This window comes from Streptomyces sp. Tek67B01, assembly GCF_055231995.1.
Genome location: NZ_JBUYUY010000001.1, coordinates 53,483 through 78,476, shown reverse-complemented (window position 1 = coordinate 78,476; position 24,994 = coordinate 53,483). Strand labels below are relative to the sequence as shown.

Genomic DNA, 24,994 nt, shown 5'->3' with positions numbered 1-24,994 from the left:
AAGGTCCGACCTTCCCGCCGGGCCACTCGAACAGGGCCCCTGGGAAGTACACCGGCCTGTCAGCCGTGTTGCGCAGCACCACCCCACCGCCCCCATGGTGATGATCAGCGACCGGCCAGCTGAAGCGGCTGATCGCGCCGTACCCGGCCACTGGGAAGGCGACTGCATCGTCGGCGCTGGCCACCGTTCCGCTATCGGCACGCTCGTCGAGCGCACGACCCGCTTCACCATGCTGGTGCACCTGCCCAACGGGCACCGAGCAGAGCACTTCCACCAGGCGCTCACCGCCACCTTCAGCCAGTCCGCCCCATCTGCGACGGTCACTGACCTGGGACCAGGGCAACGAGATGGCAGGCCATGAGCTTTTCTCCGTCGCTGCGAACATGTCGGTCTACTTCTGTAACCCGGGCAGTCCCTGGCAGCGCGGCTCGAACGAGAATACGAACGGCCTTCTCCGGCAGTACTTTGCCAAGGGAACCGACCTGTCCCGGCACACCCGCGAGGACCTGGACGCGGTGGCTGTCGAACTCAACAGCCGCCCACGCAAAACGCTCGGCTGGGACACCCCAGCCGAGCGCCTGCAGAATCTGATGGGTCCAGCAATGCTGACAGCCCAAGGGGCCTTCCGCGCGGTGCCTTTGGTCCCCAGGCCAAGCCGTGAGGCCGATCTCCTAGTCTCCTGAGTCAGGAATTCTGTTCAGATAGCTGGCGAGGCGTTCGAGGATCTCATCTGCGGTCTTGGTCCAGACGTAGGGCTTCGGGTCACTGTTCCATGCGGCGATCCAGGCCCGGATGTCCTGCTCCAGGGCCTGGACGGTCTTGTGGACGCCTCGTCGTATCTGCTTGTTCGTCAGCTCGGCGAACCACCGCTCCACGAGGTTGAGCCAGGACGACCCGGTGGGTGTGAAGTGCAGGTGGAACCGGGGGTGGGCCACCAGCCAGGTCTTGATGGCCGGGGTCTTGTGGGTGGCGTAGTTGTCCAGCACCAGGTGGACGTCCAGGCCGGCCGGGACTTCTTTGTCGAGCTTGATGAGGAACTTCTTGAACTCCTCGGCGCGGTGGCGGCGGTGGAGTGAGCCGATCACCTTGCCGGTGGCGACCTCCAGGGCGGCGAAGAGGGTGGTGGTGCCGGCCCGGACGTAGTCGTGCGTGACCCTTTGCGGGACGCCGGGCATCATCGGCAGGACGGGCTGCGAGCGGTCCAGTGCCTGGATCTGGGACTTCTCGTCCACGCAGAAGACCAGGGCCCGTTCCGGCGGATCGAGGTAGAGGCCGACGACGTCGTGGACCTTGTCGACGAAGTACGGGTCGGTCGACAGCTTGAAGGTCTCAGAGCGGTGCGGCTGCAGGCCGAACGCCCGCCAGATCCGCGACACGGTCGACTGCGACAGGCCCGTTTCCTTCGCCATCGACCGCGTCGACCAGTGCGTCGCGTTCTTCGGTGTCGACTCCAGTGTCCTGGCGACCAGAGCGGCGACCTGCTCGTCCGTGACCGACCGCGGACCGCCGGATCGCGGCATGTCGCCCAGGCCGGCGATCCGGTGCTCGACGAAACGCGCCCGCCAGCGGCCCACCGCATGCGCGGTCGAGCCGAGCCGGGCCGCTACATCCTTGTTCGAAGCGCCTTCCGCGCAGGCCAGGATGATCCGGCAACGAAGTGCCCACGCCTGCGGCGTGGAACGGCGCCGCACCCACCCCTCGAGTGCGGCCCGCTCCTCATCCGACAACCTCAACTCGGCCTTCGGTCGCCCCATCCGCGCCATACCGCAAGCCTACACATCTGAACAGAATTCCTGACTCAGAAGACTAGTGCCGGTGCCAGACCAGCGCGTAGCGCCAAAACAGCCGTCGGTGCAGCCGTGCACCGGGTAGCAGCTGGTGGGTGTCACGGACGATGTCTGCAAAGGTCATAGTCGCCGGTCGGGTCGGGGCGGTCATTGAGGCTGGTCGTGGCACCTTCCGGCCCTTGTTCTTGATCCATGCCATGGTGACGTTCGCCGGAATGGCCACGGCGTCGATCAGGTAATCGGTCCGAGACTGCGGGCGATAGACACCAACGACGACCAGGGTTCCGCCAGGCGCCAGGTGCTGACGGAAGCAGGTGAGGGCGTCACTGAACGGCATGTGGTGGATGGTGGCGACACACGTGATGACGTCATAGAGGCCAGGCGGCACCTCCTTCAGCGCGTCTCCGACAGTGAAGGTCACCGGGGCTGCGGGGTCTGTGAGCTCCCGCGCGCGATCGACGATCGTGGGATCGACGTCGATACCGTGCACTGCTCCGGCCTGTGAGGCCAGGAGTCTGGCGAGGTCACCGCTGCCTGATCCGACGTCCAGAGCCCTGTTGAAACGTCTGGGGAGCTGGCGCAGGATCCACCGGTGGTAGTGGGCGTTGTGGTCCCAGGGGTGGGTGGCATGGAACTGCTCAAGTGCTCGCATGATGCGGGGCAGCAATGTCGTCATGGCGTGAGTCCATCAGCCCCTCGGGCACCTGCGAAACCACAGCCGAGACAGATGTGAGCCGGCCGGGACGCCCGGCCAGGAACGACCGTCAGCCGCTCGGCCGGGATACCTGGCCGAGCGGCTGTCTAGTGCCGCATCAGACAACGTTCGCCCTGGCGAGACGCGAGTGATGGTTGTGATACTTTCGGCGTCGCCGTGCACCACTGCGAATCCAAGGAGGTGAGACCGATCAACACTGTCACAGGTCGGGGCTCCCTCCTTTGCATGGTCTAGGGAGCGCCCGCACAAGGCATCCCGAAAGGCTTGAAACGCTGATGCGCTTCACCTCCCCGACGTCGTTGGACGGCGTCACCGAACAGTTCTTCACCCTCGACGAGATCCCCGGCGTGCTGTGGACGCCGGAAGGCGCTTCCGGTACGCGTCCCCTGATTCTGCTGGGCCATGGCGGCGGGCAGCACAAGACGGCCCCTGGCACCCTCTCCCGCGCGCGCCGCTTCGCCGCCGAGGGTTTCGCGGTCGTCGCGATTGACGCGCCCAACCACGGTGACCGGCCTAAGGACGAGGAATTCGGCCGGATCGCGGCCGAGATGCGGGCCGGCATGGCCGCCGGTGAGAATCCGGGTGCGCTGGTCGCCGGCATGCACAGCTATCTGGCCGGTCAGGCTGTCGCGGATTGGCAGGCGCTCCTGACTGCGGTCCAGCGCCTCGACCAGGTCGGCGTCGGCTCGGTGGGCTACTGCGGCACGTCGTTGGGCTGCGGGCTCGGCATCCCGCTCATCGCCGCAGAGCCCCGGATCCGCGCCGCAGTGCTGGGTCTGCTCGGCGTGCACGGGCTGGCCGAGGACGCCGCGCGGATCACCGTGCCGGTGCAGTTCCTGGTCCAGTGGGACGACCAGATGGTGGCGCGGGACCAGAGCCTGGCCTTGTTCGATGCCCTGGCCTCGGCTGAGAAGACGCTGCATGCCAACCCTGGCAAGCACGGGGATGTGCCGTCGTTCGAGGTGGACAGCTCGGTGAGGTTCTTCGCCCGGCATCTGAGCTGACACGAGATCGCAGTGCCCGGCGCGCTGGCCGGAACCCGTTCCCGGCCAGCGCGTTCGGTCCAGGCTGTTCGGCATGGCTGAGCGGGTGCAGGTGCGGGAGATCGATGACGACGAGGGTGCTCGTCTGTTGCGGATCGTGCGGCGCGGCACCGGGTCGGTGGTGACCTGGCGGCGCGCCCAGATGGTGCTGCTGTCCGCGCAGGGCATGCCGGTGGCGAGGATCGCCGAGGTGTCGTTCACGAGCGACGACCGGGTCCGGGATGTGATCCACAACTTCAACGCCGACGGCTTCGACTCCCTCTACCCGAAGTACAAAGGCGGCCGGCCCAAGACCTTCACGCTGCCCGAGCGGCGCGAGGTCAAGAAGATTGCGAAGTCGAAGCCGACCGAGCACGACCTGCCCTTCTCGGCCTGGAGCCTGACCAAGCTGGCGGACTTCCTGGTCGCCGAGGGGGTGGTTGACGACATCAGCCACGAAGGCCTGCGCATCCTGCTCCGCGAGGAAGGCGTCTGCTTTCAACGCCTGAAGACCTGGAAGACCTCTCACGACCCCGACTACGCGGCCAAGAAGGCCCGGGTCGAGCACCTCTACGCGATCGCCGACGGCGAGGTCATTCCCGAGGAAGATGAGCCCGAGGTCATCCTGTGCATGGACGAGTTCAGCCCACTCAACCTCATGCCTCACCCCGGGCGGCAGTGGGCCGAACGCGGCGGCAAACACAAGGACTCCGACCGTGAACCACGCCGCCGACGGCGCGCGACCTACAACCGCTACGGCGGAGTACGCCACCTGTTCGCCGCCTACGACCTGACCAAGGACAAGCTCTACGGCCACATCAAGCCGATCAAACGGCGAACGCAGTTCCTGGAGTTCTGCCGATACCTTCGCACCCTCTACCCGGCCCACGTCCGCATGGCGATCGTCTGCGACAACTTCTCCCCGCACCTGACCACGAAGAAGTGCCAGCGCGGCGACTGGGCCACCGCGAACAACGTCGAGATCGCCTACACCCCGACCAACAGCTCCTGGCTCAACCGCATCGAGGCCCAGTTCACCGCCCTGCGCTACTTCACCCTCGACGGCACCGATCACGCCACGCATAAGGAACAGGGCAGCATGATCCGCCGCTACATCATCTGGCGAAACAATCACGCCGCCGACGAACGGCTACGCGAGGTGGTCACCAGGGCGAACGTTGCCTGATGCGGCACTAGGCACTGACGGTGCAGGTGGGTGCCACCAGCGGCTTCGCGAATGCCTACCAGTACGGGAGCCCGGCGGCGGTCAAGTTGCCCGGCACGTTCTGATCGACTCCAGCAAAAGCGGCCCCGCAGAATCCCGCACCCCTTTGAGCTGCAATGTTGCGGCGGCCGCTAGGGCCCGCCGATAACCTGGGCCGCCGCCTACGAAGAGGCGCACGGGCCCGCTGCCGGAGATCTGGTTCACGACGCCGACGGCGTGTCGCGGCCGGGTCCATGGCGATTGACCGGCCATGGATACGATCAAGAACACTGCCGCGCTGGTACTGGCTCTGGTCGCGCTGGCAGCACCCACTGCGCCTACCGCCACGGCCGCGCCCGCCTACAAGTGCGCGAGCAGTACGAAGACCATTGACGACGCCGGATACAGCGGCCCGTGGGCGGACAACTGGGACGTCACGGTGAGGACGTGCGCGGCGCGGTCCGGGGGCACGGTCTACGTCTATGCCGAGGTGCGGTGGGAGGGCCCCAGTACCTACCCGGTGGATGACCCGGCGATCTTCGACGGGGCCAAGGTGCGGGTGCAGATCAAGCAGCCCGGGTGGGCACGGACCCGGTGGTGACCGTGCGGGGATTTCTCGGTGGAAGACCGGTTCGAGGACAGCACGTCGAGCAGCAAGCGCAGCGGAAGCTATCGCACCCCGACGATCAGCCACCGGGCCGGCCCCCGGGCCCTGGGGGACTCGGTGCTGTTCCTGGACTGGCACGGTGACGGACACGGCTACCAGCGCCACGAGTACCCGGGGACGCCGACCGTCTGACCCACCCCCGCCCCCGGGTCTACTCCTCGCCGGGCTCCGGGCTCCACACGGTGGGGCCGCCGCCGCGCCACTCGATCAGGCCGACCTCGTCCAGGCGGACGTCATCGGGGTCGAGGCCGGCCCGCCGCAGGAACTCCAGAAGATCACGGGGGCCGAGGGCGCGGCCGAGGATTTCACCGTCGCAGCGGACCCGGCGTCCGCCCTGGGCGTCGGGCGGGTAGACGATCACGTGCGGGGCGGGGCTCATCCCTCCACCCTGCTGCCGGGCCCTCATTACCGGACCGGCTCCAGGTCAAGACCGTCCTGGCAGCATGCCCCGAGCTGAGCTTGAGAACGAGCAACGCTTGTAGCCGCGTGTGGAGAGCACCCGCTGTGGACGGTCACGGTGCCGGCCATGGGGACCGGTGTGCCGTTCTGGGGACTGGCTGTAGTTCGACGGGATCGACGATGGGGATGTCGAGGTGGTACCCCCTGGACCGGCGGGGTGGGTCACACCCCCGGACGGGCCAGCCCGCTCGAGGTGGAGCCGGTGCCTCCGCCAAGGCGTTCGTCCGGGTCGGCGGGCGCGGCCGCCCCGTCGAGGAGGAGTGCGGCGACCGCCTGCGGGGCCTCGCGCATCGCGTTGTGGGCGGTCGGGAGGTCATGGACGGTCCAGGCCGGTTCGGTGAGCAGCCGGGCGCGCTGGTCGGCGAACGGCGTGCGGTCCTCCCAGCCCGCGCAGTACACAAACTCGCGGCGGGAGACGGCGGCGTGGGCACCCGTGAGGCGGACCGTCTGCAGGAAGGCGGCGAGCGGGTGCGGACGGCGGCGCGGGTCGCCGTCCGGCCGCCATGGTGGCTGGACGGCGTAGCCGGTGGCCGCGGCGCCGGTGACGAATGACTGCCGGTAGCCCTCGTTCATGAGGGACCAGCAGGATTCGCCGTCGCGCGGCACGCAGGCGTCCAGGTACACCAGGCGGGAGACCCGGCCACCGGCGTGGTCGGCGGCAGCGGTGATCACCATTCCGCCGTAGCTGTGGCCGACCAGCGTCACGTCGTCGAGCTGGGCGCGGTCCAGCAGGCGCAGCACGTCGTCAGCATGGGTGTCGAGATTGGCGCTGGCGGTCACGGCGGGCCCGTCGTCGGGATGCAGACCGGTCAGGGTCAGGGCGTGGACGATGTGACCGGCCCGTTCCAGCAGCGGGACCACCGCCTCGAACGCCCAGGAGCCGTGCCAACCGCCGGGTACGAGAACGAACGTCGCCATGAGACTTCCCCTTTGCCGCACGACAGTGGCACCGGGGGCCACCGCTCACGACGAGGAGTCTGGTCGAGGGGGCTTGTGGCGGCCCACCGATACAATGCCAACCCATGCCTGTTCGCCGCCACGCCGGCCACGCCGGCCAAGCACATCCGGACGCCGAAGCCACGTCACGGATCTGGCCGTCCGGCGGCCGCCATCTGTGGCCGCCCGGCGGCAGCAGCGAGGAACGGGCGCACGCGCGCGGGCACTTGGTGTACGCGGCCAGCGGCGTGCTGGTCCTGCACACCGCGAGCGGGACCTCGGTCGTTCCGGCCAACCGGGTCGCGTGGACCCCGGCGGGCTTCACCCACCGTCACCGCGCTCACGGAGCCACGGACATGCGGATCGTCTTCCTGCCGCCGTCCCTGGCCCGACTGGTGTCGGAGCGGCCGGCGGTGTTCTGCGTCTCGGGGCTCGCGCGGGAGGTTCTGCTCGCCCTGACCGGCCCGCGTGGCAGCGGCCACGACGGTCACAACGGCCCCAACAGGCCCAACGGCCAGGACCGCCAGGACGCAGCGGATACGGGCGCGGCGGGGCCCGGTCACGGTCGCGCCGCGCGTCAGCGACTGCTGCGCGTACTCGTCGACGAGTTGCGTGAGGCGGACGAACAGCCGTTGCACCTGCCGCACCCACGAGACGACCGCCTGCGGGCGATCGAGCGGATCCTGTCCGGGAATCCGGGTGACGCCACTACGGTGACCGAACTCGGCCGGCAGGTCGGAGCCAGTGCCCGCACCCTGAGCCGACTGCTGCGCAACGAACTCGGCATGACCTTCTACGAGTGGCGCACCCAGCTGCGCGTGCACCACGCGCTGGTGCTCCTGGCCGAGGGCCATGACACCACCCGCACCGCGCACGCCTGCGGCTGGGCCAACCCCAGCGGCTTCATCGCGGCATTCACCGACCTGGTCGGCACGACTCCGGGCCGCTACCGAGCCAGCGGGTGACCAGACCCAAGCCGGGTTCGCACGGTCACGGGGCATCGTGGGCGGCACGCTCGTGCCCCCTGGCGATCAGCCGCCGCCCGGAGTGGCACGCCGCCCCGGTGTTGAGTGCGGTCGCCCCGGCACGTCGCCGAGCGCGCCCCGCCCGCCCGCTGCCGTAGAGGCGTCTCAAGGGGACTCGCGGCTATGTGCTCCCTGGTGTCCGAGCCGGGGCCGCTGGACAGGTCTTGCTGGGGAGTTGCGGGGCCGGATCGGCATGCGGGAGAACCAGCTGATGGTAGAGCGACGCCGTAACGGCGACCACCAGGCTCCATGCGTCCGTGTGCAGCGCAGGGGAGTTCCTCGCCCTCGACGGCGAGATCGACGATGACCTCGCACTGGGCGTGCGCGGCCTGTTCGGAGTGGAACGAGGCGGCCATCAGCGCGACGGCGAACGACGGCTGTTCGATCTCCTGGTTGAGGGCCGTCAGGTCGCCGTGCGGCAGACCCGTGTCCGGCGGCTGCCAGTCGACCTCTCCGGCGGAGGCGATGACGTCGATGGGCAGACCGCCGACATCGCGCCGGCGCCGGTTGACCGTGGCGCGCTACGACGCCGCGGACATCGACCGGCTCCTCACCGGGGCGTGGTGGGACTGGCTCGTGCAGCACCTCACCCGACACGTGCGGACGATCATGTCGGGGACCGGCGCCGACCTGGAAGAGGCCGCCGCGCAGATGGACCGGCCCTGACACGGCGGCGCCCTCGCCCGTGCCCAGGGCCGTCCCCCAGTGCAGCCGTCCCCGACGTTCGTCGGCTGGGACGGCTACGAGGGGGAAGCCGCGGTCCATCTGCGGAGGCTGCCGGGCGCCGACGCGTACCGGGACGGGTTCGTGTGGTGGCTCGCTGACTGCGGTAGAAGCTGTTGTCTTTCCGAGTGTGATCGTCGCGTTTCCGCTGGTCAGGCATAGGGTCGGCGGTTCCGTGGAAGTTGTGGCCTGTCGGGTCATCGTTCCCCGGGAGGTCGCTAATGCCGTCGGTCGTCGGACTGCTGGAACAGCACGAGCTTGCTGCTCGTCGTCTGGTTGACGGGCTGCGGGAGGAGGCCGACCGTATCCAGGCCGAGTTGGCCGCGGCCGAGCGGGAATGGCAGGAGTGGGTGATCGCCCGTAGGCGGGTCGATTCGGTCCTGGCGCCGGACGGCGGCGAGGCCGTCGGCCCGGAGGTCACCCCGGAACCGCTGGATACGGCCACGCAGCCGGTGCCCCAGGATGCGGCGAAGCCGAAGGCGCAGGTGCCGGTGTGGCGTCAGGGCCTGGCGTGGTCGGTGCTGTCGGTGGACTATCAGCGCATCCTCGCGGCGCTCGCGGACCGGGTCCGGCTGCACCAAGGTCCCCTGACCTGCCAGGAGATGGCCCAGGTGTTCGGCATGGACGCGGTGCCGGCGCGGGTGGAGACGCTGCGGTCGAAGGCGAAGCGTCTGGTCGCGCGCGGCTGGCTGGCGGAGCCGGCGCCGGGCAGGTTCACGCTCACGAAGGGCGTGGCCGGGCAAGGCGGCGGGTCATGAGCAGGATCATCGACCAGTAGACCATCGCCTCGGCGCTGGTGGTGCGCCGCTCGAAGTCGCGCACCAGGCGGCGGGTGCGCATCAGGTGCGCGAAGAGTCGTTCGACGATCCACCGCTTGGGCAGCACGACGAAGCCGCGCATGTCGTCGCTGCGTTTGACGATGGCGAGGACGAGGGCGAGCGCGGCGTGGCAGTACTCGATGAGGCTGCCGGTGTAGCCGCCGTCGGCCCAGACCAGTTCCAGCAGGTGGTGTGCGTCGGTGACCTGCCGCAGCAGGACCTGGGCGGCGGTGCGGTCGCCGGTGTCGGCGGCGGTGACCAGCACACCCAGCAGCAGGCCGAGGGTGTCGACCACGACGTGCCGCGTGCGGCCGTTGACCTGCTTGCCGCCGTCGTAGCCACGGCTGTCGGCGCCGACGACGGCGTCCGCCTTGACCGACTGCGAGTCGATCACCCCGGCTGTCGGCTCCGCCTCCCGCCCCGCCCTCTCCCGGACCCTGGCGCGCAACCGGTCGTGGAACTCCTGGACCAGCAGGTGGTCGCGCCACCGGCGGAAGAACGCGTAGACCCGGTCCCATGGCGGGAAGTCGGCCGGCATGGCCCGCCACTTGATTCCGTTGTCCACGAGGTAGCGGATCGCGTCCAGTATCTGCCGGTGGCAGTACGCCTCCGGCTGTCCGCCCCGGCCGCGCAACCAGGCCGGAACCGGGATCAGCGGCCGGATGACCGCCCATTCGGCGTCCGTCATGTCCGTCGGGTAGCGCGGCTGCCGCATGCCGTTGTCGACAGCGTTTCCGAACCGATGCGCCAGACAGTCACACTCCCAGGTGACCGGGCTGGACTCCCCGGCCAACGACACGGAAGACTGCCGCACCAGGGCCTCCTGATGTTGCTCGGTGATTAGACACCAACCAGCTGTTCAGGAGGCCCTGTCCGTATGCGCCGAACACCCCACGACCGCCCAAACGGGACTCGCGTTCGATACGCATCCCTCAAGATCGGAAAGACAACGACTCTCAGGCCAGCGAAGACAACCGCGGTCATCACGGCCAGGGTTGCGGTGTGTGCGGGAAACGAAGTCCCTCTCAACCGTGGCGGTGACCTTCTGATCGGCTTGCCGACGCCGGCACATTATAGGATCCACAGGGTGGCAGAACTGATCAAGACCAGCGCGACCCAGCCTGACGATCGCTCGGGCCAGCCCACCCGCGACCAGGTCATTGGGCGGATCGCTGATCACCTTACGGCCCGGGACCTCGGGCATCCGCTTCGGGTCGCGGTGGACGGTATCACCGCCGCAGGGAAGACGACCCTGGCCCGTGCACTGGCATCTGCGGTCGCCAGTCGCGGCCGACCCGCGATTCACCTGTCCATGGACGGGTTCCACCACCCGCGCGCCCACCGCCACCGGCAGGGCCGCGCCTCAGCAATCGGCTACTACCAGGACGCCTACGACTTTCCCGCGTTCGCACGGACAGTACTCACACCGCTGGGCCCAGGCGGCGACCGCCGCTACCGCGATCGCATCATCGACCTGGCCAGCGACCAGCAGATCTACGAACCCCCAGTCACCGCGCCGGCCGAAGCGGTGCTGATTGTGGATGGCAGCTTCCTCCAGCGCAGCGAACTGGCCCCCCTGTGGGACGAGGTCGTGTTCGCCGACACCAGCTTCCTTGTCGCCCGCCGGCGCGGCACTACGCGGGACGCCGCGCTCTTCGGCGGACTTGAACAGGCCGAGAATGCCTTCGACAACCGCTACCACGCAGCCTGTCGGCAGTACCTGGCCGAGGCCGACCCGGCCACGCGAGCAAGCATCGTCGTCGGCAACAACGACGTCGACCACCCTGAACTACGCCGCATCGGCGACCTCCGACGGCCCCAGTAGCCTGCGCGGCCGTCCAGCCAACTGACCCTCGAACCAATGTCCCCCATGATCGGAAAGACAACGGCTTCTTAGACCACCACGGGCCTGGGGAGCGCCAGCGCCGCGGTCTCAGCTGAAGTTTGCGCTGGAAAGGCGTGCCCGGTAGAAGCGGCCCGTGTATCCGTAGCCCTCCAGGGATCGCGTGAAGGACTTGTTCCCGGCACTGTCGAAGAACTGGATAAAGCTGTTGTACCACTGGTCCCCGCTGCCGCTGGCCTGCTGCCAGAAGGATTCACCGGAGGCGATGCGGGAGAAGGATTTCACGCCGGAATCCGACTGGGGCATCCTGGTGAGCGCGCCCGTGGCTTTGTGGAGCCGCTGGACGGAGCCTCCCCCGGTGAGGAGCAGGTAAGCGGGGTCACTGAAGTCGGCGTCCAGGCTGTGCCCGTTGAAGGCCGTGGGCCAGGTGTAGCCCCAGACCTTGACCAGTCGGGTGTCGAGGTGGCTGCCGGTGACCTGGTACTTGGTGATGGTCCACGTGCCCAGTGCCCACAGGTGGCTACCGTCGTACCAGAGCCCGTGGGCGCCCTGGACCCCGATCTCCTGGACCTTGGTGAGGGTCGAGGGATCGTCCGAGTTGGTGGGTCCGTAGACGGTGAGGAATCCCGGGTACGTGTTGGTGGCCGAGGCGGAGCTGGAGGCAGTCACGACCGCGCTGATGCCCGGGATGCGCTCGATGGAGTGCGGGTTGCCTTGGGGGGAAGCGGACCAGAGCAGCCCGTCTCCGTCTCCCATGTTCACGATGCCGACCCGGCCCCCTGAAGCGGTGACCAGGGCGACCCAGCCAAAGGCGGTCGTCTCGCGGAACTTGATGTCGGACAGCAAGTCCCAGTCGGAGGTGGCGGGCGCCTGCCACCTCCACAACCGGCTGGCCGGGCTCCAGTCGACCGGTCCCACAGGGTGGATGAGTATCTGGTTCCGCAACTGCTCGCATACGGCGACGTGGTAAGTACTGGCAGCTCGGGCGCTGGTGGCTGTCGCCAGTGATGCGAGAGGAGCGGATACGGCCACGGCCGCGGTGCCCTTCAGGAGTGTCCTGCGATCCATGAGAGTCCCAGCGAGTCGATGGTGGATGAGTTCGTGCACCGTACACTCCGGGCTTGCCAGCCTGTGAGGGGCTACAAGGGCCTAGAGCAAGGAAGTTGAGGCCGCGCCACATGCCATGTCCACCGCACCACCGGCACCGCCCCCTAGATGCTGGGCATCGAAGAACCCTTGATGGCGTGCACCACGCACTCCTGCGGCCTCACCCCGACCGGTGACCGCACAGCCCACCGAGCCTGCCAGAGCTGCACTCGGGAGCCCGCTGGTGTTCACGGGAAATGGCTCTGGATCACTTTTCGCGGAGTGGTTACGGAGAGTCAGACCTTCGGTGCCATGCGACGCCTGTCGGCATGGGCACGAAGCTGAGGTGAGGTGAGTTCCAGGGCCCGGTTGTCGCGTCCGGCGCTCATGTGGTTGAGCCAGCGTTCGTACCAGTCGAGGAAGTCGGTGGCTGAGGAGACGTTGGGGCCCCAGAACCCGTCGCTGTTGCCGATGAGGACGCGGCCGGTGGACCGGTCACCGCGATGACGCATACGTCGGTGCGGCCCATTTCGATGACGTGGAGGAAGAGGTCGCGTCCGTGACCCCCGGGTTCTGCGTCGTCGTGTCCCCGGTTATCCGCGCGGGTTCATGACCAGTCTTTCCCACGCGATAGCCGGGGGAAAGAGGCCCTGGATTGGAGGCAGCGGCGGGCGGCCCGGTCAGACCAGAAGCCGGGTCGGGGCCGCGGCTGCTTCCGCGGGCGGGCCGAAGGCGTACAAGTACCGGCTAGCCGCCGCAGATCTCGCTCGTTCGAGGGAAACGGCGGCTCGTGGCTGCGCCGGTTAGCATCCTGCCCGGCTAGTGGCGTACTGCCGATCACCGCCCGCCTCCGGAGCCACGCCGCCGGACGCGGAGGTCAAGGTCCTTAAGGGGCCCGCTCCCAACTGTTCTTGCGTTCCGTCGTGTCCACGGCAGTCGTACGAGCCGGAGCCGGGGGCGTGGCCCGGCCCGGCAGAGGAGTACGTCATGCCGAAGAACCAGTCCACCGCCGCGCAGGCCGCTCGCCGGGCAAGCCGGAGCGGGGGCAAGTACACCGAGGCCCTACGCCGCGCGCAGGCCAGCGAAGCGCCGCGCACACCGCACGTCCTGCGGTTCCTGGCCGAGCACTCGGCGAACCTCTACCACCTGGTCGGCGGGATCGCGGCGGCCTGGGCGCACAGCGGACAGCGGGTCCTGCTCCTCGAGGAAGCCGAGGACTACTGGCGGTGGACCATGAGCGGCGTGTTCGAGCGCCGTCCCCGGCACCGCTGCAAGAAGGAGAGCGCGCCGGCCGCCCCGCCAGAGCCGGCCACCAGCACCCTGGGGGCGTCGCCGGACAGCTCCGGTGTCCTGGTGCACCACACCTGTATGTGGGAGGTCCGCCACCCCTCGCGGGAGAGCGACCGCAGCCTGCCTCGCACGGACCGCAGTCCGCTCGCGTCGGCGGTGGCCGGCGCCCTCGACGCCTACGACGTGATCGTCCTTCTGCCGAAGTCAGGATGGAGCTACCCGGACCGGGAGAACGCAACGGCGCACGTGGTGCTCGGTGAGATCAACGCCTTCCCGGACGCCGACTGCAGGACCACACTTGCCGGGCCAGGAGGCGAAGAGAGGGGCGTTCCCTTGAGTCCCGAGCAGAGCGCGGCGGTTCTGCGAGAGCGCTGCCTGGGCTTCCTCTTCGGCTTCCCAAGCCTGCCCATCCGGCTGGACGGGGTGATCTGGCAGTCGAACGATGAGCTGCCCGTCGCCGGGGACTACCTGGCGGGCGTCGACCGGGACATGAACCGGGCCGGGCTGCACCCTCTGGGCTGGACGCTATGCGAGCGGTTCCCCGACCAGCACAGGCAACTGCCCGTGCCCGAACAGATGGAGGACCCCGGCTTCGTCCAGCGGCACCAGCCCGTCGCGGAGCGCCTGCGCATGGCGCTGGACTCTCGCCCCGTCGGCAGGAACTGACCTGCGAGGGCTGGCCCGCTTCGCGACCCGTGTGTCAGCCCTTCGCCGTTCCCGGTCCTCTTGACCGGCTCTCCGAGCCTGCGGGACGGTCGGGGGGCGCAACTATGCGCAACCACGTCGCAGGGGAGAGCGCCATGACGTTACGGTTCGTTGGGATCGACCCGAACACCGGAGGCGAGGGATCGCCCAGGTGTGGGTGGAAGAGGAGAGTGCGGACCTGGTCCTCCAGGGCGACGAAGCCGACGACCTCCTCACATCCCTGGTCGGCTCCACCGAGTGGGTAGCCGGCCACAGGACCGGGATTCCCCCGCACGAGCGGGTGATCCGGATTCCATTCCGCATGGTGTCGATTCTGAGGGAGGCGTGCGATGTCGCTGAACGCGCAGCAGCTGAACACCGCGACGTTAGCTGAGCTGCTCGCCGACCCCCACCGCACGGCGGTCCATCTGGAGATGCGCGACGTCTACGCGGTCGGCGACGAAACCGAGGACTACGAGACCTTCCTGCGCACCGGCGTCCCGAACCTCGACCCCGGCCGCTCGTTCTGGCCACAGTGGATGCCGCTCGTCAAAGACGCGGTCGCCCGTGGCGTGGTGATGCGCCGCGCGCGGATCGTCTCCGAGCCGGTCACCGACTACATCCGCTACGAGCACGCCATCACCCCGCTCAACCTCCAGGCCGGAGAGAACGTGCGCTGGCTGCCCCGCCGCCAGGCGAGCGACATTCCGCTGCCCGGCAACGACTTCTGGCTCCTGGACGGGCGCGTCGTGCAGTTCCACCACTTCACCGGCACCGGCGACTGGGCGCCGGACGGAAAGGAACGCACCGACGATCCGGCCGCGGCCGCGCTGTGCGCCACGGCGTTCGAGACGGTGTGGGAACGCGGCATCCCGCACGAGAAATACACCGTCCAGACCCCCTGAGCAGCCCTGTGCCCGCTTCCCCATCGTCCAGCGCACAAGCGGCCCGTGAGGCGCTCGCCGTGCGCCTCACGCACCTGCGCAAGGACGCCGGCCTCACCGGGAAGGAACTCTCCGCCCGGTGCGGCTGGCATCCCGCGAAGAGCACTCGCATCCAGAAGGGCGACGCCCCGCCCTCCGACACCGACATCCGCACCTGGTGCGCGGCATGCGACGCGGACGACCAGGCCGACGACCTCATCGCCACCGCCCGCGCGGTCTACTCCATGTACCTGGAGTGGCGCCGCCTGCACCGCACCGGCATGCGCAAGGTCCAACAGGACCGGAACACCCTGCACGAACGCACCCGCGTCTGCCGGGTCTACGTCTCCAACGTCCCGCCCGGGTTATTCCAGACCCCCGGCTTCGCCACCGCCCTCATGGAGCAGATCACCGCCTTCCAGGGCACCCCCAACGACGTCGCCGAAGCGGTCGCCGCCCGCATCGCCCGCTTCCGGTTCCTCTACGAAGGCGGACACCGCTACGTCGTCCTCATGGAGGAATCCGTCCTGCGCTACCGCACCGCCAACCCCGAGGCGATGCGCGGGCAGCTGCGCCACCTCCTGGCCGTGATGCCGCTCGCCTCGGTCTCGTTGGGGATCATCCCGTTCACCGCGCAGCGCACCGTATGGCCGCTGGAGGCGTTCTACCTCCACGACGACACCACGGCTGTGGTGGAGACGCTGACGGCGGAGATCAAGGTCAAGCAACCGCGCGAGCTCGCCGACTACGCGAAGGCGTTCGCCGGCCTCGCGGAGATGGCCGTCCACGGCGACGCCGCCCGCGCCCTCATCCAGGCCGCGATCGACACCCTGGGGTGAGCCTCCGCAATTCTGCGCAACTTCGTTGAGAGCGCGGACCGTAGGTGCGTAGCGTCGACGGCACCGACGGACCACCAGCCGGAAGGCGGGGCCCCCTTGCGCGCACGCACCGACAGCACCGCCTCGGCCCTGGAGGGCCGCGGCCTCCAGTCGCCCGCCTACGGCGTCCCCTCCTCGGCGCTGCTGGCCCGCGCGAACCGCGGCTTCGCCCGGTTCCTCGCCCAGCAGAACGAGGGCCAGGACGATGTCGCCGACGGCAGCGAGGACACCCAGCGGTGACCGCCGGCCACCCGCGCGATGACGCCCGAGCAGCGAGGCCCGGCATGCACACCAGCACCCACACGGTCCTGTACGACCCCGACGGCCTGATCGAAGCGGGGCTCCCGCTGGATCGCGAACCGTACGAGTGCCTCGTCACGGCCGTCCTCGCCTGGACCGACCAGGACACCCCCACTACCCGCGATGTGGAACAGATCGCCCTCCAGCTCACCGGCCACGCCCGCGCCGTCGCCTCCGACGTCCGCCGCCGCGCCGACCGGCTGCCGAAGGACAGCGGCGCCCGGGCGCTCGCCGACGTCGTCCTGCGGGAGGCGGAAGGCTGGCTGTCCGTGACAATCGAGGGCAGCCTTTGCCCGCCAATCGCAACGTCTGCCGGGCATGGGAGGAGTCTGGCGCGAAGGCCGCCGTGGGCAGGACCCTCACGATGGCCGACGGCGGCTATCCGGGCGCCGGTCTCCTCATGCCCCACCGCCGCACCCCGGGCGAAGAGTTGCGGGGCTGGAAGCGCGAGCACAATAGCTCGCACAAACAGGTCCGGGCCCGCGTCGAGCACGTCTTCGCCCGCATGAAGACCTGGAAGATCCTCCGCGACTGCCGTCTCAAGGGCGACGGGGTCCGACACGCCATGCTCGGCATCGCCCGACTGCACAACCTCGCTCTCACGGGATAGCTTCTGCCGCATACGAGACCTGAGAGGTCCCCGGGAGACGGCTCCCCCCCTCGCAGTCTCGGAGGAGAATCAGGCGAGGCAGAACTCGTTGCCCTCGATGTCCTGCATTGTGATGCACGACTCGTTGACGCCATCGGCGCGCTGCGTCAGCACGTGTTTCGCGCCGAGCGCCATCAGCCGTGCGCATTCGGCCTCGAGTGTGGCCAGGCGCTCGTCACCCACGAGCCCTGTGCCGACCCGCACATCAAGATGCACCCGGTTCCGGTGGCTCTGGTGGTCGCACAGTTCGCGGCCCGCATCCCGCTCAGCGGCTCCTCGTACCAGTGGGCCTCGCGGCTGGCCACGCCGAAGGTCGGCTGGGGGTTCGGCTGGCTCTCCTTCTGCTTCCTGGCGGTCGCCGTGGTGGCCGTCGACAACGCGCTGGCGAGCCAGGCGTTCATGCCGCTCGCCGGCATGGAGCCAGACGAGGACGCCGCACGGGTGATCACACTGGTGGTGCTGCTCGTCCAGACCGTGCTCGCCATCGCCTCCACCCGCATCGTCAGCGTCATCAACACGGCGGCCGTCGGGATCGAAGTGGCCCTGGTCGTGGTGGTGTCGATCGCGCTCACCGTGGCTGTTCTCGTCACCGGCGACGGCGCGGCCGACAACCTCACCTCACGCGGGATCGCCGCGCATGCGCCCGACTACTTCGCCGTCGGCGGTGGTCTGATGCTCGCGATGATCACGGGCCTGGCCAGGCTGGTCGGCTTCGACTCCGCGGCGAACCTGGCCGAGGAGGCCAAGGACGCGCACCGCACCGTTCCGCGCGCGATCGTGGGATCGGTCGTGGCGGCGGCGGTCCTGGGCATGTTGTTCCTGATCGCGCTCACCGTCGCGATCAAGGACGTTCCGCGTATCTCCGCCAGCGGATCACCGGTCGCGGCCATCATGCGGGACCAGCTCGGCCCGGTCATGGAGCGGGCGCTACTGGTCGCCATCACGTTCGCGTTCTTCGGCGCCGGGGTCGTAACTCTGACGGCGTGCGCGCGCCTTGTCTTCGCGATGGCGCGCGACGGGCGCTTCCCGGCCCATCGGCTGATGCGACAGGTCAGCCCGCGGACGCGGACCCCGGTTCCAGCGACCGTCCTGATCTTCGCCCTCGGGGTCGTCCTCATGGTCGCGCTGCCGGGCGCAGCGCTGCTGGAGCTGATCACGGCATCGACGATCCTCCCGGCGCTCATCTACGGCGCGACGATCGTCCTCTACTTGGCGGTGCGCGGGCGGCTGAACCGCAAGAAGGGCGCGTTCGACCTCGGACACTTCGAGCTCCCGGTCGCGATCTCCGCCCTGGTGTGGACGCTCGTCGCGCTGTTCGTGCTGGTCTCGCCGAGAGAGGCCTTCGTCTCCGTCGTGACCGTGGCCGGCCTCCTCCTGGTGGGCGGGCTGTTCTTCCTCGTCATGCTGACGGTCGACCGCGAGGCGCTGGAGACCGAGCCCGGAGACATGAGCGAGGCCTTCCGCTCCTGAGGCCGCGGCCCGAGGCCGGGAAGCTCACCGGCCGAGGGGTGAAGGCGCGGTATGACTGCCTGCCCCCGGGTGAGTCCGCGTACATCGGTAATATCCCGTTCGAGGTCGTCAAGGAGCGGGCGTGACTCCACCGACCGACCCACGTGCCCGAGAGGGCATCCGCACTACCGGACGAACACCATGGGCCGGTCCGGCGGCCATTCTCTGGCTTCGGCACCTGTGCATTCCCTGATGGGTTCGTGATGGGGGACGGCTGGGAGGAGCAGAAGCGGCTGCTCGTCGTGCTGCACAAGCGTCCGTATGACAAGTGTTCCGTGGCTGCCCGCGCGGATGCCGGCTGGCGGACGTCCTCACTGGTCTCGCAGGGTGTGAGTACTGCGCCACCGCGATCCAGCCGCCGTTTGTCCCCGGTGCGAGATGAGTCGGGCGAGCGACTGGATGTGCTGTTCGTCGATCGGCTTCATGACCCCTGCGACAGCACGACGGAGCCCGGCGGTTCGCCGGCCGTCTCGGCTCCACCCGCACGAGGGCTGTTATGGCCCGGCGCCACAGCGGCAGGCACACAGGAGGACCGCCATCAAGCCGGACGCCTGGCCTGTGACCCGAAGCCGGGGGATCCGAGCGCCGCAACGACTCCGCGCATACACCCCACAACCACCTCCGGGGCGCCCGTACGCCGGCACACGCGTGCGAGAGCTGCCTGCAGCCTGCACAGTTACAACGGCCCGCCAGGAGGCCGCGGTCGGGACCGGCTGCTCTCCCGGCCGGGGCCGGCCGCTTGTCCTCTGCCATTGCGACGCCAGGGCTGGGCGGTTGCCGCCCGGCGCGTGGAGGGTGCCGGTCGTAGGAAGGGGAATGGCTGCTGTGGAGTGGCCGGTGTCAGCGCGGGGCGTCAACCATCGGCTGCACATGTCACCCGGGATGTCGAACGCTGTGCTTTTGCCACCGGGTGCCGGCTTGCGGTGGCTAGCGTCGGGTTCAGTCCGCGTCGATAGGGCGTGCGCGGGCGAGGCCCGGTGACCAGAGCGCTCTGGCGGCAGTAGCGCCGGGCCGCCCAATCATCCAGCGGGTCGAGGTCCGGCGTACGGGCACGTGTCCCGCGTCTCCTTTGGAGCCAGCCACCCCGCTCAGCTGAACCGGGGAGCGGGCCCGCATGGATACACCGCCCGGACACCGCTTGGTGCCTCCGTACTGGCCGGCCCGCGGTCCCGTACTCACTGCGCTGGTCCGCCGGGCGCGGTATTGGGGTCTGCGCGGGTGGTTCCGGGAGGTGTGGGGCGGGTCGCAGGTGTGCGTCGCGGGTGGATTAGGTGGGACGGGGCATGGCGAGGGGCCCACCTGGCGCATCGGTGGCCTTCTCCTCCGGGGTGCTGTCGGCTGGGTCATCGGCCGCCGTCGCACGTTGCCGTCACGCAGCCGGCCGGCAGCACCTGCTTACCCGTCCGTTGGCGTCCGGCCCCGGCAGCCCGACCATCGGCCGCTCCGGCAGCGGCAAGACCACCCTGGGCCGCTGCCTCGCCGGGCTGCACCCCGTACGACGGGACGGTCCTGCTCGACGGTGCCCCACTCCCGCGCAGCCTTCGCGCCCGCACACGAACCCACGTCGTCGCGCCCTCGGCGGGGTGGCGGTGGGCCTGGCAATGGATGTGCTTCAACACGCCTACGGCGAGGTTAAGGGCTACGACGGCGTTCCTGCTGCGCCTGCACGGTGACCTCACCGCCTACGGCCCCACGGCGGAGCTACTGCCGACGGTCTGATCGCTGTTCAGGGAGTTTCGCCCTGGGCGACTTCGATGCCGTCGTGCAGGTCGTCGGCTGCCTGGAGGGAGGCTCCGGCGGCCAGCGCCAGGCAGGCCATGAGGGCGACGGCCGCAGCGCGTCGGGCGAGGGGCCGGGTTGTCCTGGCCTCGGTGCCTTCGCTGAGGAGGGCGGCGACGCGCCGGGGAACGGGCCCGGCGGTCGCCGCGAGGGCCAAACCGGGACGCGCACGGCCGGTGGATGGGGCGTGGGCCGCGAGAGCGGCCCGGCCGATGGCCCGGGCGGTCAGACGCCGGCTGCCAACGGCGCGGGCGGCGGACTCGTCGGCGGAGCGCTCCACTGCGTATCCGAGCGGCTCACGCAGAGTCCGCAGTGCGGGGTGGCACAGGGCGGCCAGGTCGACCACGGCGGTGAAGATGTGGTGGCGGCCGGTGAGATGGGCGCGTTCATGGGCGAGGAGGGCCTCGCGTTCGGGGCCCGAAAGCGCGCGGAGCATGCCGGTGGTGACGATGATGCGGCCCGGGCTTCCGGGGAGTGCGTAGGCGTCCGGGTGATCGTCCGTCAGGACGACGAGCTCGCCGTCTGCCTCGGCGGCCAGTCTCCCGGCTCGGCGGAGCTGGGTCCAGCGTCGCCGAACGCCCCGTACCAGCCTGGCGGTGGACCAGGCGAGGAGGGCCCCGGCGGTGACGGCGATCGCGATGACGGCGTCGGGTGATCCGTTGCTGAGAGGAGTGAGTAGGTGGCCCAGCGCGGCGACGGCGTGGAGGTGCGTGGCGCCGGGCGCGACGAGCAGGGCCAGCGCGCAGGTGCTGGCCGCGGCGAGGCCGGCCGCGGTCGCCGTCAGCAGCCAGATCGCCTGCCGCGGCGGCAGATGCGAGGCCAGCCGCCTGCCCGCCGGTGCGGCCAGGAACGGCACGAGCAGGGGGAGCCAGACCGTGGAGATCACGGGGCGTCTCCTTCCCCGTCGAGCAGGGCGCGCAGCAGGCGTTCGTCCTCGCCGCTCAGCTGGGAGACGAAGCGGCTCAGCACGGCCCCGCGGTCCTCGTCTTTCGCCAGTTCGGCGTGCATGCGCCGGGCGGTGAGACCGGAGGCGTTCTCGGTCGGGATGTACGCGAACCCGCGGCCTGCCCGCTTCCGGGTCACGGCGCCTTTCTCGTGCAGGCGGGACAGGATCGTCGTCACGGTCGTGCGGGCGAGGGACCCGCCGACTATCTCCTGTACCTGGGCCGGGGTCAGCGGGCCGTCCGCCGCCCAGAGCGCCGCCAGCACGCCGGCTGCCAGCTCGCCGGCAGGGCGGCGCTCCGCGTTCTTGTCGCCCATGGGGTGCGATCCTCCACACATTGGTCGTCTACAGTTATGTAGACCGTCTACGGAACTGTAGTCGTCGGGCGGCAGGGTGTCGCCTCGGGCCCTGGCCCTCTCACCTTAGGGGAGCTGTTCGACATGGCCTTGACCGTTCTCGCCGCGGCGTCGCAAGCGCTCGGCCCGCAGGCCGTGAACCTGCTGGACGCGGGTTCTCTTCTGTCGGCCTTCGGTGCCCTGGGTGTCGCGGTCGTCCTGTTTGCCGAGACCGGCCTTCTCGTCGGCTTCTTCCTGCCCGGTGACTCGCTCCTCTTCACCGCCGGTCTGCTCTGCGTACCGGCCAACCACGGACCGGTCCACCTCTCCCTCCCTCAGGTGCTGTGCGCGGCCGTGGCCGGAGCCCTGCTCGGCGCGCAGACCGGCTATCTCATCGGACGGCGTGGGGGACGGGTCCTGTTGACTCGCAGCCGCAGCCGCAAACTCCATGAGGGCGCCCAGCGGGCCGAGGAACTCCTCGACCGGTACGGACACGGGAAGGCCATCGTGCTGGCCCGCTTCGTGCCGATCGTGCGCACCGTCCTGAACCCGATGGCCGGGGCCCTGGGTGTCCCCGCCCGCACGTTCACGCTCTGGCAGGTCGTCGGCGGGCTCGTGTGGACGGTGGGACTGGTGCTGGCCGGCTACGCGCTCGGCTCCTCCGTACCCAACGTCGACCATTACCTCCTGCCGATCGTCGCTCTTGTGGTTCTCGTCTCTCTCACCCCGATCGCCGTGGAAGTGATCCGCCGTCGGGGTACCCGCACTTCGAACGGAGGCTCGCATTGAGCCTGCTCGCCCTGGACGGCCCCGCCGTCGACGGAAACCTGTACACCTGGCTCACCGGCCTCGCCCAGCGGGCGCCTTCCTGGCTCGACGGCCTGGTCACCGCCTGGTCCACGTATGGCCTCGGCCTCTTTGCCGTACTGATGCTGGTCGCCTGGTGGCGCGCCCGGGCGAGCGCCGAGGCGGCGAGGACAGCCATGGCGCTGGCGGCTCCCCTTGTCGTGGTCGCCGCGTTCCTCGTCGATACCTGCATCAAATCGGTCTTCCGTGAGCAGCGGCCCTGTCAGACCCTGCACACGGTCACGCTGGAGGCCTGTCCGCCGCTGGGCGACTGGTCTTTCCCGAGCAACCACGCCGCCATCGCTGCCGCGGCGGCCACGGCCCTGTGGCTCACCGACCGCCGGCTCGCGGCCCTCGCCGTGCCGGCCGCACTGCTGATGGCCTTCTCCCGGGTCTGGGTGGGTGCCCACTACCCCCATGATGTCGCTCTCGGCCTGGCCGTCGGCGCGGTGATCGCCTGGCTGCTGACCCGCGTGGCCCGCCGCGCGACCCCCCTCGTGCAGCGGCTGGGCACCTCACCGCTGCGGCCCCTGGTCACCCCCCGGTGAGGATCGGCCCCGCGTCGCGAGCCGACCGCTGGACTCTGACGGCAGTGCTGTGCGCCGTACTGTTCGCCCTGCTGGCCGCCCTGCTCGCGGCTCGGCACGGTGCCCCGTACCCCCTCGAGGAGAGCCTGCACCGCTGGTCGGTACGGCACCGTCCCGCCGTCGCGGTCGCCCTCGCGCGGGGCATCACGGCGACCGGGAGCGGGCCTGTTCCGTACCTGTGCGCCGTAACGGCCAAGCTCGTCGCCGGGTGGGGCCGGGGCAGCCTCGGCCGGCTGCTGACGGCCGCGAGCGCGCTCGGATTCCTGCTGCTCGCCCAGGGCGTGCGCTACGCCGTCATGTACGCCGTGGCCCGGCCGCGTCCGCCCGTGGCCGACTGGGCCGCCCACGCCGCCGGCTTCGCCCTCCCCTCCGGACACGCCACCATCTCGGCTCTCGCGGCCGGGCTGCTGGCCTGGGCGGCGTGGCGCGTGAGCTCCCCGGCCACGGCCCGGCTCTGCTGGGCCCTGCTGGCGTGCTGGGCCATCGCGGTCGGCCTGACCCGCGTCTACCTCGGCGTGCACTGGCCCGCCGACGTCCTCGGCGGCTGGCTCTTCGCCCTCACCTGGCTCGCCGCGGCCATGGCCGTGTGCGCCGGGAGGGGGCAGGGGGAGGTGGCCCGGGCGGCCGCCGGATGAGGGCGGCCTTTGGCGGTACAACGGGAGGCAGCTGTTCGTAGCCCCCGGGTGGCAGACGCATCGGCCTCTATCGTCTACAGTTCCGTAGACGGAAGGGCAGCCTTGCCTTACCAAGGTCGGCCGCAGCTTCCCGCCCTGCCACGCCTGGGAGTATCCATGTCTTCATCCGCCCGCTCGGCGCTTCTCGCAGCCGCCGGTCTCGCGATAGTCACTGCCGCCGCCGCGGGATGCTCCCAGAAGAGCGATGCCGGCTCGGCCAGCGCCCTCCACGTGGCTGCCTCGGACAGTGCCTGCGAGGTCTCCAAGACTGAGTTCCCGGCGGGGAAGGTCTCCATCGAAGTGGAGAACAAGGGCTCGAAGGTCACCGAGCTGTACGTGCTCTTTCCGGACGACCGGATCGTCGCCGAGCGCGAGACCATCGGCCCCGGCACCAAGGCCACGATCACCGCCGAGATCAAGGCGGGTGACTACGAGTTCGCGTGCAAGCCCGGCATGAAGGGGGACGGCGTCCGCACCAAGGTCAAGGCCACCGGCCAGGGCGGTGAGAAGCGCAGCCCCGAGCTGGACGCCGCCGTCGTGGCCTACCGCAGCTACGTGCTGGCGCAGGCCGAGCAGTCCCTCCCCGTGGTCAGGACGTTCACCGACGCCGTCCGCACCGGGGACGTGGAAGCCGCGAAGCAGGCTTTCGCCTCGTCGCGTCGCGGCTGGGAGCGCACCGAGCCGGTTGCGGAGTCCTTCGGCGACATCGACCCGAAGACCGACGTGCGCGAGGCCGGCCTGGAGCCCGGCCAGAACTGGACCGGCTGGCACCGGCTGGAGAAGGCCCTGTGGACGGACAACAAGATCGGCGACGAGGAGAAAGCCCTCGCCTCCCAGCTGGAGACCGACATCGCCGAGTGGCACAAGCGCGTGGGCACGGCCGAGATCACCCCCACCTCCATGGCCAACGGCGCCAAGGAGCTGCTGGACGAGATCGCCCGTAACAAGGTGACCGGCGAGGAAGACCGCTACAGCCACACGGACCTGGCCGACTTCAAGGCAAACGTCGAGGGCGCCGAGAAGGTCTACGAGCTGCTGAAGCCGGTCACCGTCAAGAATGACCCGGAGCTCGCCAAGACCCTGGACACCCGGTTCACGGCGCTCAATACGCTGCTGGACACGTACCGGGCGGACAAGAACGGCTACGACTTCACCGCCTACGACAAGGTCGCCCAGCCGCAGCGCAAGGAGCTCTCGGACGGCGTCAACGCGCTGGCCGAGCCGCTCTCCAGGCTCGCCTCGGCAGCCGCCAGGTAGCCCGGCGCAGCGAGCAGGGCAGTAGCAGGCAGGGGAGCAGTGATGGCTGAAGCGG

Annotated in this window: 24 protein-coding genes and 8 pseudogenes; 21 read left to right on the top strand and 11 right to left on the bottom strand. The window is 69.7% G+C overall.

Annotation, left to right across the window (positions count from 1 at the left end; all coding sequences use genetic code 11):
* Positions 1-91 precede the first annotated feature (91 nt).
* Positions 92-683: pseudogene (locus ACV7NM_RS00410) on the top strand (IS30 family transposase); the annotation flags it as partial.
* On the opposite strand, the gene ACV7NM_RS00405 reads toward ACV7NM_RS00410, so the two are convergent.
* Together ACV7NM_RS00405 and ACV7NM_RS00400 are read right to left on the bottom strand one after the other, a co-directional pair.
* Positions 672-1,754, bottom strand: a complete 1,083-nt coding sequence (locus ACV7NM_RS00405; protein ID WP_463413795.1) for an IS630 family transposase — start codon at positions 1,752-1,754, stop codon at positions 672-674. The pseudogene ACV7NM_RS00410 and the gene ACV7NM_RS00405 sit on opposite strands and share 12 nt — an antisense overlap.
* Before the next feature lie 52 nt (positions 1,755-1,806).
* Positions 1,807-2,463, bottom strand: coding sequence for a class I SAM-dependent methyltransferase (locus ACV7NM_RS00400; RefSeq protein ID WP_463408304.1), 657 nt, complete (start codon positions 2,461-2,463; stop codon positions 1,807-1,809).
* A 314-nt stretch (positions 2,464-2,777) separates the two neighbouring features.
* Here ACV7NM_RS00400 and ACV7NM_RS00395 point away from each other — a divergent pair, with 314 nt between their 5' ends.
* The 4 genes from ACV7NM_RS00395 to ACV7NM_RS00380 all read left to right on the top strand — a co-directional run bounded on the left by ACV7NM_RS00395 (position 2,778) and on the right by ACV7NM_RS00380 (position 5,527).
* Complete coding sequence (locus tag ACV7NM_RS00395; RefSeq protein ID WP_463408303.1) at positions 2,778-3,506, top strand: dienelactone hydrolase family protein; 729 nt, start codon at positions 2,778-2,780, stop codon at positions 3,504-3,506.
* A 73-nt stretch (positions 3,507-3,579) separates the two neighbouring features.
* Complete coding sequence (locus ACV7NM_RS00390; protein ID WP_463408302.1) at positions 3,580-4,710, top strand: IS630 family transposase; 1,131 nt, start codon at positions 3,580-3,582, stop codon at positions 4,708-4,710.
* Between the two features lie 289 nt (positions 4,711-4,999).
* Positions 5,000-5,329, top strand: coding sequence for a hypothetical protein (locus ACV7NM_RS00385; RefSeq protein WP_463408301.1), 330 nt, complete (start codon positions 5,000-5,002; stop codon positions 5,327-5,329).
* Between the two features lie 18 nt (positions 5,330-5,347).
* Complete coding sequence (locus ACV7NM_RS00380) at positions 5,348-5,527, top strand: hypothetical protein (RefSeq protein WP_463408300.1); 180 nt, start codon at positions 5,348-5,350, stop codon at positions 5,525-5,527.
* A 19-nt stretch (positions 5,528-5,546) separates the two neighbouring features.
* Here the strand turns inward: ACV7NM_RS00380 and ACV7NM_RS00375 are convergent, their stop codons facing one another.
* Entirely contained in the window at positions 5,547-5,774 is a 228-nt protein-coding gene (locus ACV7NM_RS00375; protein ID WP_463408299.1) for a hypothetical protein, read from the bottom strand.
* A gap of 242 nt (positions 5,775-6,016) precedes the next feature.
* Positions 6,017-6,772: an alpha/beta fold hydrolase gene (locus ACV7NM_RS00370; RefSeq protein WP_463408298.1), complete on the bottom strand. Its 756-nt coding sequence runs from the start codon at positions 6,770-6,772 to the stop codon at positions 6,017-6,019.
* A 104-nt stretch (positions 6,773-6,876) separates the two neighbouring features.
* On the opposite strand from ACV7NM_RS00370, the gene ACV7NM_RS00365 reads away from it, so the two are divergent.
* A complete protein-coding gene (locus ACV7NM_RS00365) occupies positions 6,877-7,755 on the top strand; it encodes a helix-turn-helix transcriptional regulator (RefSeq protein ID WP_463408297.1) in 879 nt (292 codons plus the stop codon).
* Positions 7,756-7,936: 181 nt separating this feature from the next.
* On the opposite strand, the pseudogene ACV7NM_RS00360 reads toward ACV7NM_RS00365, so the two are convergent.
* Positions 7,937-8,336, bottom strand: a pseudogene (locus ACV7NM_RS00360) (TetR family transcriptional regulator); the annotation flags it as partial.
* Here ACV7NM_RS00360 and ACV7NM_RS00355 point away from each other — a divergent pair.
* Together ACV7NM_RS00355 and ACV7NM_RS00350 are read left to right on the top strand one after the other, a co-directional pair.
* A pseudogene (locus ACV7NM_RS00355) lies at positions 8,320-8,481 on the top strand (antibiotic acetyltransferase); the annotation flags it as partial. The pseudogenes ACV7NM_RS00360 and ACV7NM_RS00355 sit on opposite strands and share 17 nt — an antisense overlap.
* Positions 8,482-8,759: 278 nt before the next feature.
* Complete coding sequence (locus ACV7NM_RS00350; RefSeq protein WP_463408296.1) at positions 8,760-9,296, top strand: hypothetical protein; 537 nt, start codon at positions 8,760-8,762, stop codon at positions 9,294-9,296.
* Here ACV7NM_RS00350 and ACV7NM_RS00345 read toward each other — a convergent pair.
* Positions 9,259-10,170 carry an IS5 family transposase gene (locus ACV7NM_RS00345; protein ID WP_463408295.1) on the bottom strand — a complete coding sequence of 304 codons (912 nt, stop codon included), beginning with the start codon at positions 10,168-10,170 and terminating at the stop codon, positions 9,259-9,261. The two genes, ACV7NM_RS00350 and ACV7NM_RS00345, sit on opposite strands and share 38 nt — an antisense overlap.
* A 273-nt stretch (positions 10,171-10,443) precedes the next feature.
* On the opposite strand from ACV7NM_RS00345, the gene ACV7NM_RS00340 reads away from it, so the two are divergent.
* Positions 10,444-11,181 (top strand): nucleoside/nucleotide kinase family protein, encoded by a 738-nt coding sequence (locus tag ACV7NM_RS00340; RefSeq protein ID WP_463408294.1) that lies wholly within the window; start codon positions 10,444-10,446, stop codon positions 11,179-11,181.
* A gap of 108 nt (positions 11,182-11,289) precedes the next feature.
* On the opposite strand, the gene ACV7NM_RS00335 is transcribed toward ACV7NM_RS00340, so the two are convergent.
* Positions 11,290-12,117: a hypothetical protein gene (locus ACV7NM_RS00335; RefSeq protein ID WP_463408293.1), complete on the bottom strand. Its 828-nt coding sequence runs from the start codon at positions 12,115-12,117 to the stop codon at positions 11,290-11,292.
* A 464-nt stretch (positions 12,118-12,581) separates the two neighbouring features.
* Positions 12,582-12,877 (bottom strand): annotated as a pseudogene (locus tag ACV7NM_RS00330) (SMI1/KNR4 family protein); the annotation flags it as partial.
* A gap of 395 nt (positions 12,878-13,272) precedes the next feature.
* Between ACV7NM_RS00330 and ACV7NM_RS00325 the strand changes: the two are divergent.
* From ACV7NM_RS00325 to ACV7NM_RS00295, 7 genes and pseudogenes are all read left to right on the top strand, one after another.
* A complete protein-coding gene (locus ACV7NM_RS00325; protein ID WP_463408292.1) occupies positions 13,273-14,241 on the top strand; it encodes a hypothetical protein in 969 nt (322 codons plus the stop codon).
* Positions 14,242-14,375: 134 nt separating this feature from the next.
* Positions 14,376-14,653 (top strand): annotated as a pseudogene (locus tag ACV7NM_RS00320) (hypothetical protein).
* Entirely contained in the window at positions 14,610-15,164 is a 555-nt protein-coding gene (locus ACV7NM_RS00315; protein ID WP_463408291.1) for a DUF6879 family protein, read from the top strand. The pseudogene ACV7NM_RS00320 and the gene ACV7NM_RS00315 overlap by 44 nt, the downstream one beginning before the upstream one ends.
* Before the next feature lie 8 nt (positions 15,165-15,172).
* Positions 15,173-16,021, top strand: coding sequence for a Scr1 family TA system antitoxin-like transcriptional regulator (locus ACV7NM_RS00310; RefSeq protein WP_463408290.1), 849 nt, complete (start codon positions 15,173-15,175; stop codon positions 16,019-16,021).
* A 96-nt stretch (positions 16,022-16,117) separates the two neighbouring features.
* A complete protein-coding gene (locus tag ACV7NM_RS00305; protein WP_463408289.1) occupies positions 16,118-16,300 on the top strand; it encodes a hypothetical protein in 183 nt (60 codons plus the stop codon).
* A gap of 44 nt (positions 16,301-16,344) precedes the next feature.
* A pseudogene (locus ACV7NM_RS00300) lies at positions 16,345-16,650 on the top strand (DUF6415 family natural product biosynthesis protein); the annotation flags it as partial.
* A pseudogene (locus tag ACV7NM_RS00295) lies at positions 16,641-16,970 on the top strand (transposase family protein); the annotation flags it as partial. The pseudogenes ACV7NM_RS00300 and ACV7NM_RS00295, both read left to right, overlap by 10 nt.
* A gap of 69 nt (positions 16,971-17,039) precedes the next feature.
* Here the strand turns inward: ACV7NM_RS00295 and ACV7NM_RS00290 are convergent.
* Positions 17,040-17,234: pseudogene (locus ACV7NM_RS00290) on the bottom strand (VOC family protein); the annotation flags it as partial.
* Between ACV7NM_RS00290 and ACV7NM_RS00285 the strand changes: the two are divergent.
* Positions 17,235-18,479, top strand: a complete 1,245-nt coding sequence (locus tag ACV7NM_RS00285) for an APC family permease (RefSeq protein ID WP_463408288.1) — start codon at positions 17,235-17,237, stop codon at positions 18,477-18,479.
* Between the two features lie 1,765 nt (positions 18,480-20,244).
* On the opposite strand, the gene ACV7NM_RS00280 is transcribed toward ACV7NM_RS00285, so the two are convergent.
* Both ACV7NM_RS00280 and ACV7NM_RS00275 read right to left on the bottom strand, forming a co-directional pair.
* Positions 20,245-21,183, bottom strand: a complete 939-nt coding sequence (locus ACV7NM_RS00280; RefSeq protein WP_463408287.1) for a M56 family metallopeptidase — start codon at positions 21,181-21,183, stop codon at positions 20,245-20,247.
* On the bottom strand, positions 21,180-21,557 hold the full coding sequence (locus ACV7NM_RS00275; RefSeq protein ID WP_463408286.1) for a BlaI/MecI/CopY family transcriptional regulator: 378 nt from the start codon (positions 21,555-21,557) through the stop codon (positions 21,180-21,182). Before ACV7NM_RS00275 ends, ACV7NM_RS00280 begins: the two co-directional genes overlap by 4 nt.
* Before the next feature lie 123 nt (positions 21,558-21,680).
* Between ACV7NM_RS00275 and ACV7NM_RS00270 the strand changes: the two genes are divergently transcribed.
* The 4 genes from ACV7NM_RS00270 to efeO all read left to right on the top strand — a co-directional run bounded on the left by ACV7NM_RS00270 (position 21,681) and on the right by efeO (position 24,939).
* Positions 21,681-22,364 (top strand): DedA family protein, encoded by a 684-nt coding sequence (locus ACV7NM_RS00270; RefSeq protein WP_463408285.1) that lies wholly within the window; start codon positions 21,681-21,683, stop codon positions 22,362-22,364.
* Positions 22,361-22,969, top strand: a complete 609-nt coding sequence (locus ACV7NM_RS00265; RefSeq protein WP_463408284.1) for a phosphatase PAP2 family protein — start codon at positions 22,361-22,363, stop codon at positions 22,967-22,969. The genes ACV7NM_RS00270 and ACV7NM_RS00265 overlap by 4 nt, the downstream gene beginning before the upstream one ends.
* A 44-nt stretch (positions 22,970-23,013) precedes the next feature.
* Positions 23,014-23,643, top strand: a complete 630-nt coding sequence (locus ACV7NM_RS00260) for a phosphatase PAP2 family protein (protein ID WP_463408283.1) — start codon at positions 23,014-23,016, stop codon at positions 23,641-23,643.
* Between the two features lie 156 nt (positions 23,644-23,799).
* Positions 23,800-24,939 (top strand): iron uptake system protein EfeO, encoded by a 1,140-nt coding sequence (efeO, locus tag ACV7NM_RS00255; RefSeq protein ID WP_463408282.1) that lies wholly within the window; start codon positions 23,800-23,802, stop codon positions 24,937-24,939.
* Positions 24,940-24,994: the final 55 nt, after the last annotated feature.

Coding starts and splice junctions, on each gene's coding strand:
- ACV7NM_RS00390 (WP_463408302.1), top strand. CDS start 3,580: ATGGCTGAGCGGGTGCAGGTGCGGGAGATCGATGACGACGAGGGTGCT.
- ACV7NM_RS00375 (WP_463408299.1), bottom strand. CDS start 5,774: ATGAGCCCCGCCCCGCACGTGATCGTCTACCCGCCCGACGCCCAGGGC.
- ACV7NM_RS00385 (WP_463408301.1), top strand. CDS start 5,000: ATGGATACGATCAAGAACACTGCCGCGCTGGTACTGGCTCTGGTCGCG.
- ACV7NM_RS00315 (WP_463408291.1), top strand. CDS start 14,610: ATGTCGCTGAACGCGCAGCAGCTGAACACCGCGACGTTAGCTGAGCTG.
- ACV7NM_RS00350 (WP_463408296.1), top strand. CDS start 8,760: ATGCCGTCGGTCGTCGGACTGCTGGAACAGCACGAGCTTGCTGCTCGT.
- efeO (WP_463408282.1), top strand. CDS start 23,800: ATGTCTTCATCCGCCCGCTCGGCGCTTCTCGCAGCCGCCGGTCTCGCG.
- ACV7NM_RS00270 (WP_463408285.1), top strand. CDS start 21,681: ATGGCCTTGACCGTTCTCGCCGCGGCGTCGCAAGCGCTCGGCCCGCAG.
- ACV7NM_RS00400 (WP_463408304.1), bottom strand. CDS start 2,463: ATGACGACATTGCTGCCCCGCATCATGCGAGCACTTGAGCAGTTCCAT.
- ACV7NM_RS00275 (WP_463408286.1), bottom strand. CDS start 21,557: ATGGGCGACAAGAACGCGGAGCGCCGCCCTGCCGGCGAGCTGGCAGCC.
- ACV7NM_RS00325 (WP_463408292.1), top strand. CDS start 13,273: ATGCCGAAGAACCAGTCCACCGCCGCGCAGGCCGCTCGCCGGGCAAGC.
- ACV7NM_RS00405 (WP_463413795.1), bottom strand. CDS start 1,754: ATGGGGCGACCGAAGGCCGAGTTGAGGTTGTCGGATGAGGAGCGGGCC.
- ACV7NM_RS00365 (WP_463408297.1), top strand. CDS start 6,877: ATGCCTGTTCGCCGCCACGCCGGCCACGCCGGCCAAGCACATCCGGAC.
- ACV7NM_RS00370 (WP_463408298.1), bottom strand. CDS start 6,772: ATGGCGACGTTCGTTCTCGTACCCGGCGGTTGGCACGGCTCCTGGGCG.
- ACV7NM_RS00395 (WP_463408303.1), top strand. CDS start 2,778: ATGCGCTTCACCTCCCCGACGTCGTTGGACGGCGTCACCGAACAGTTC.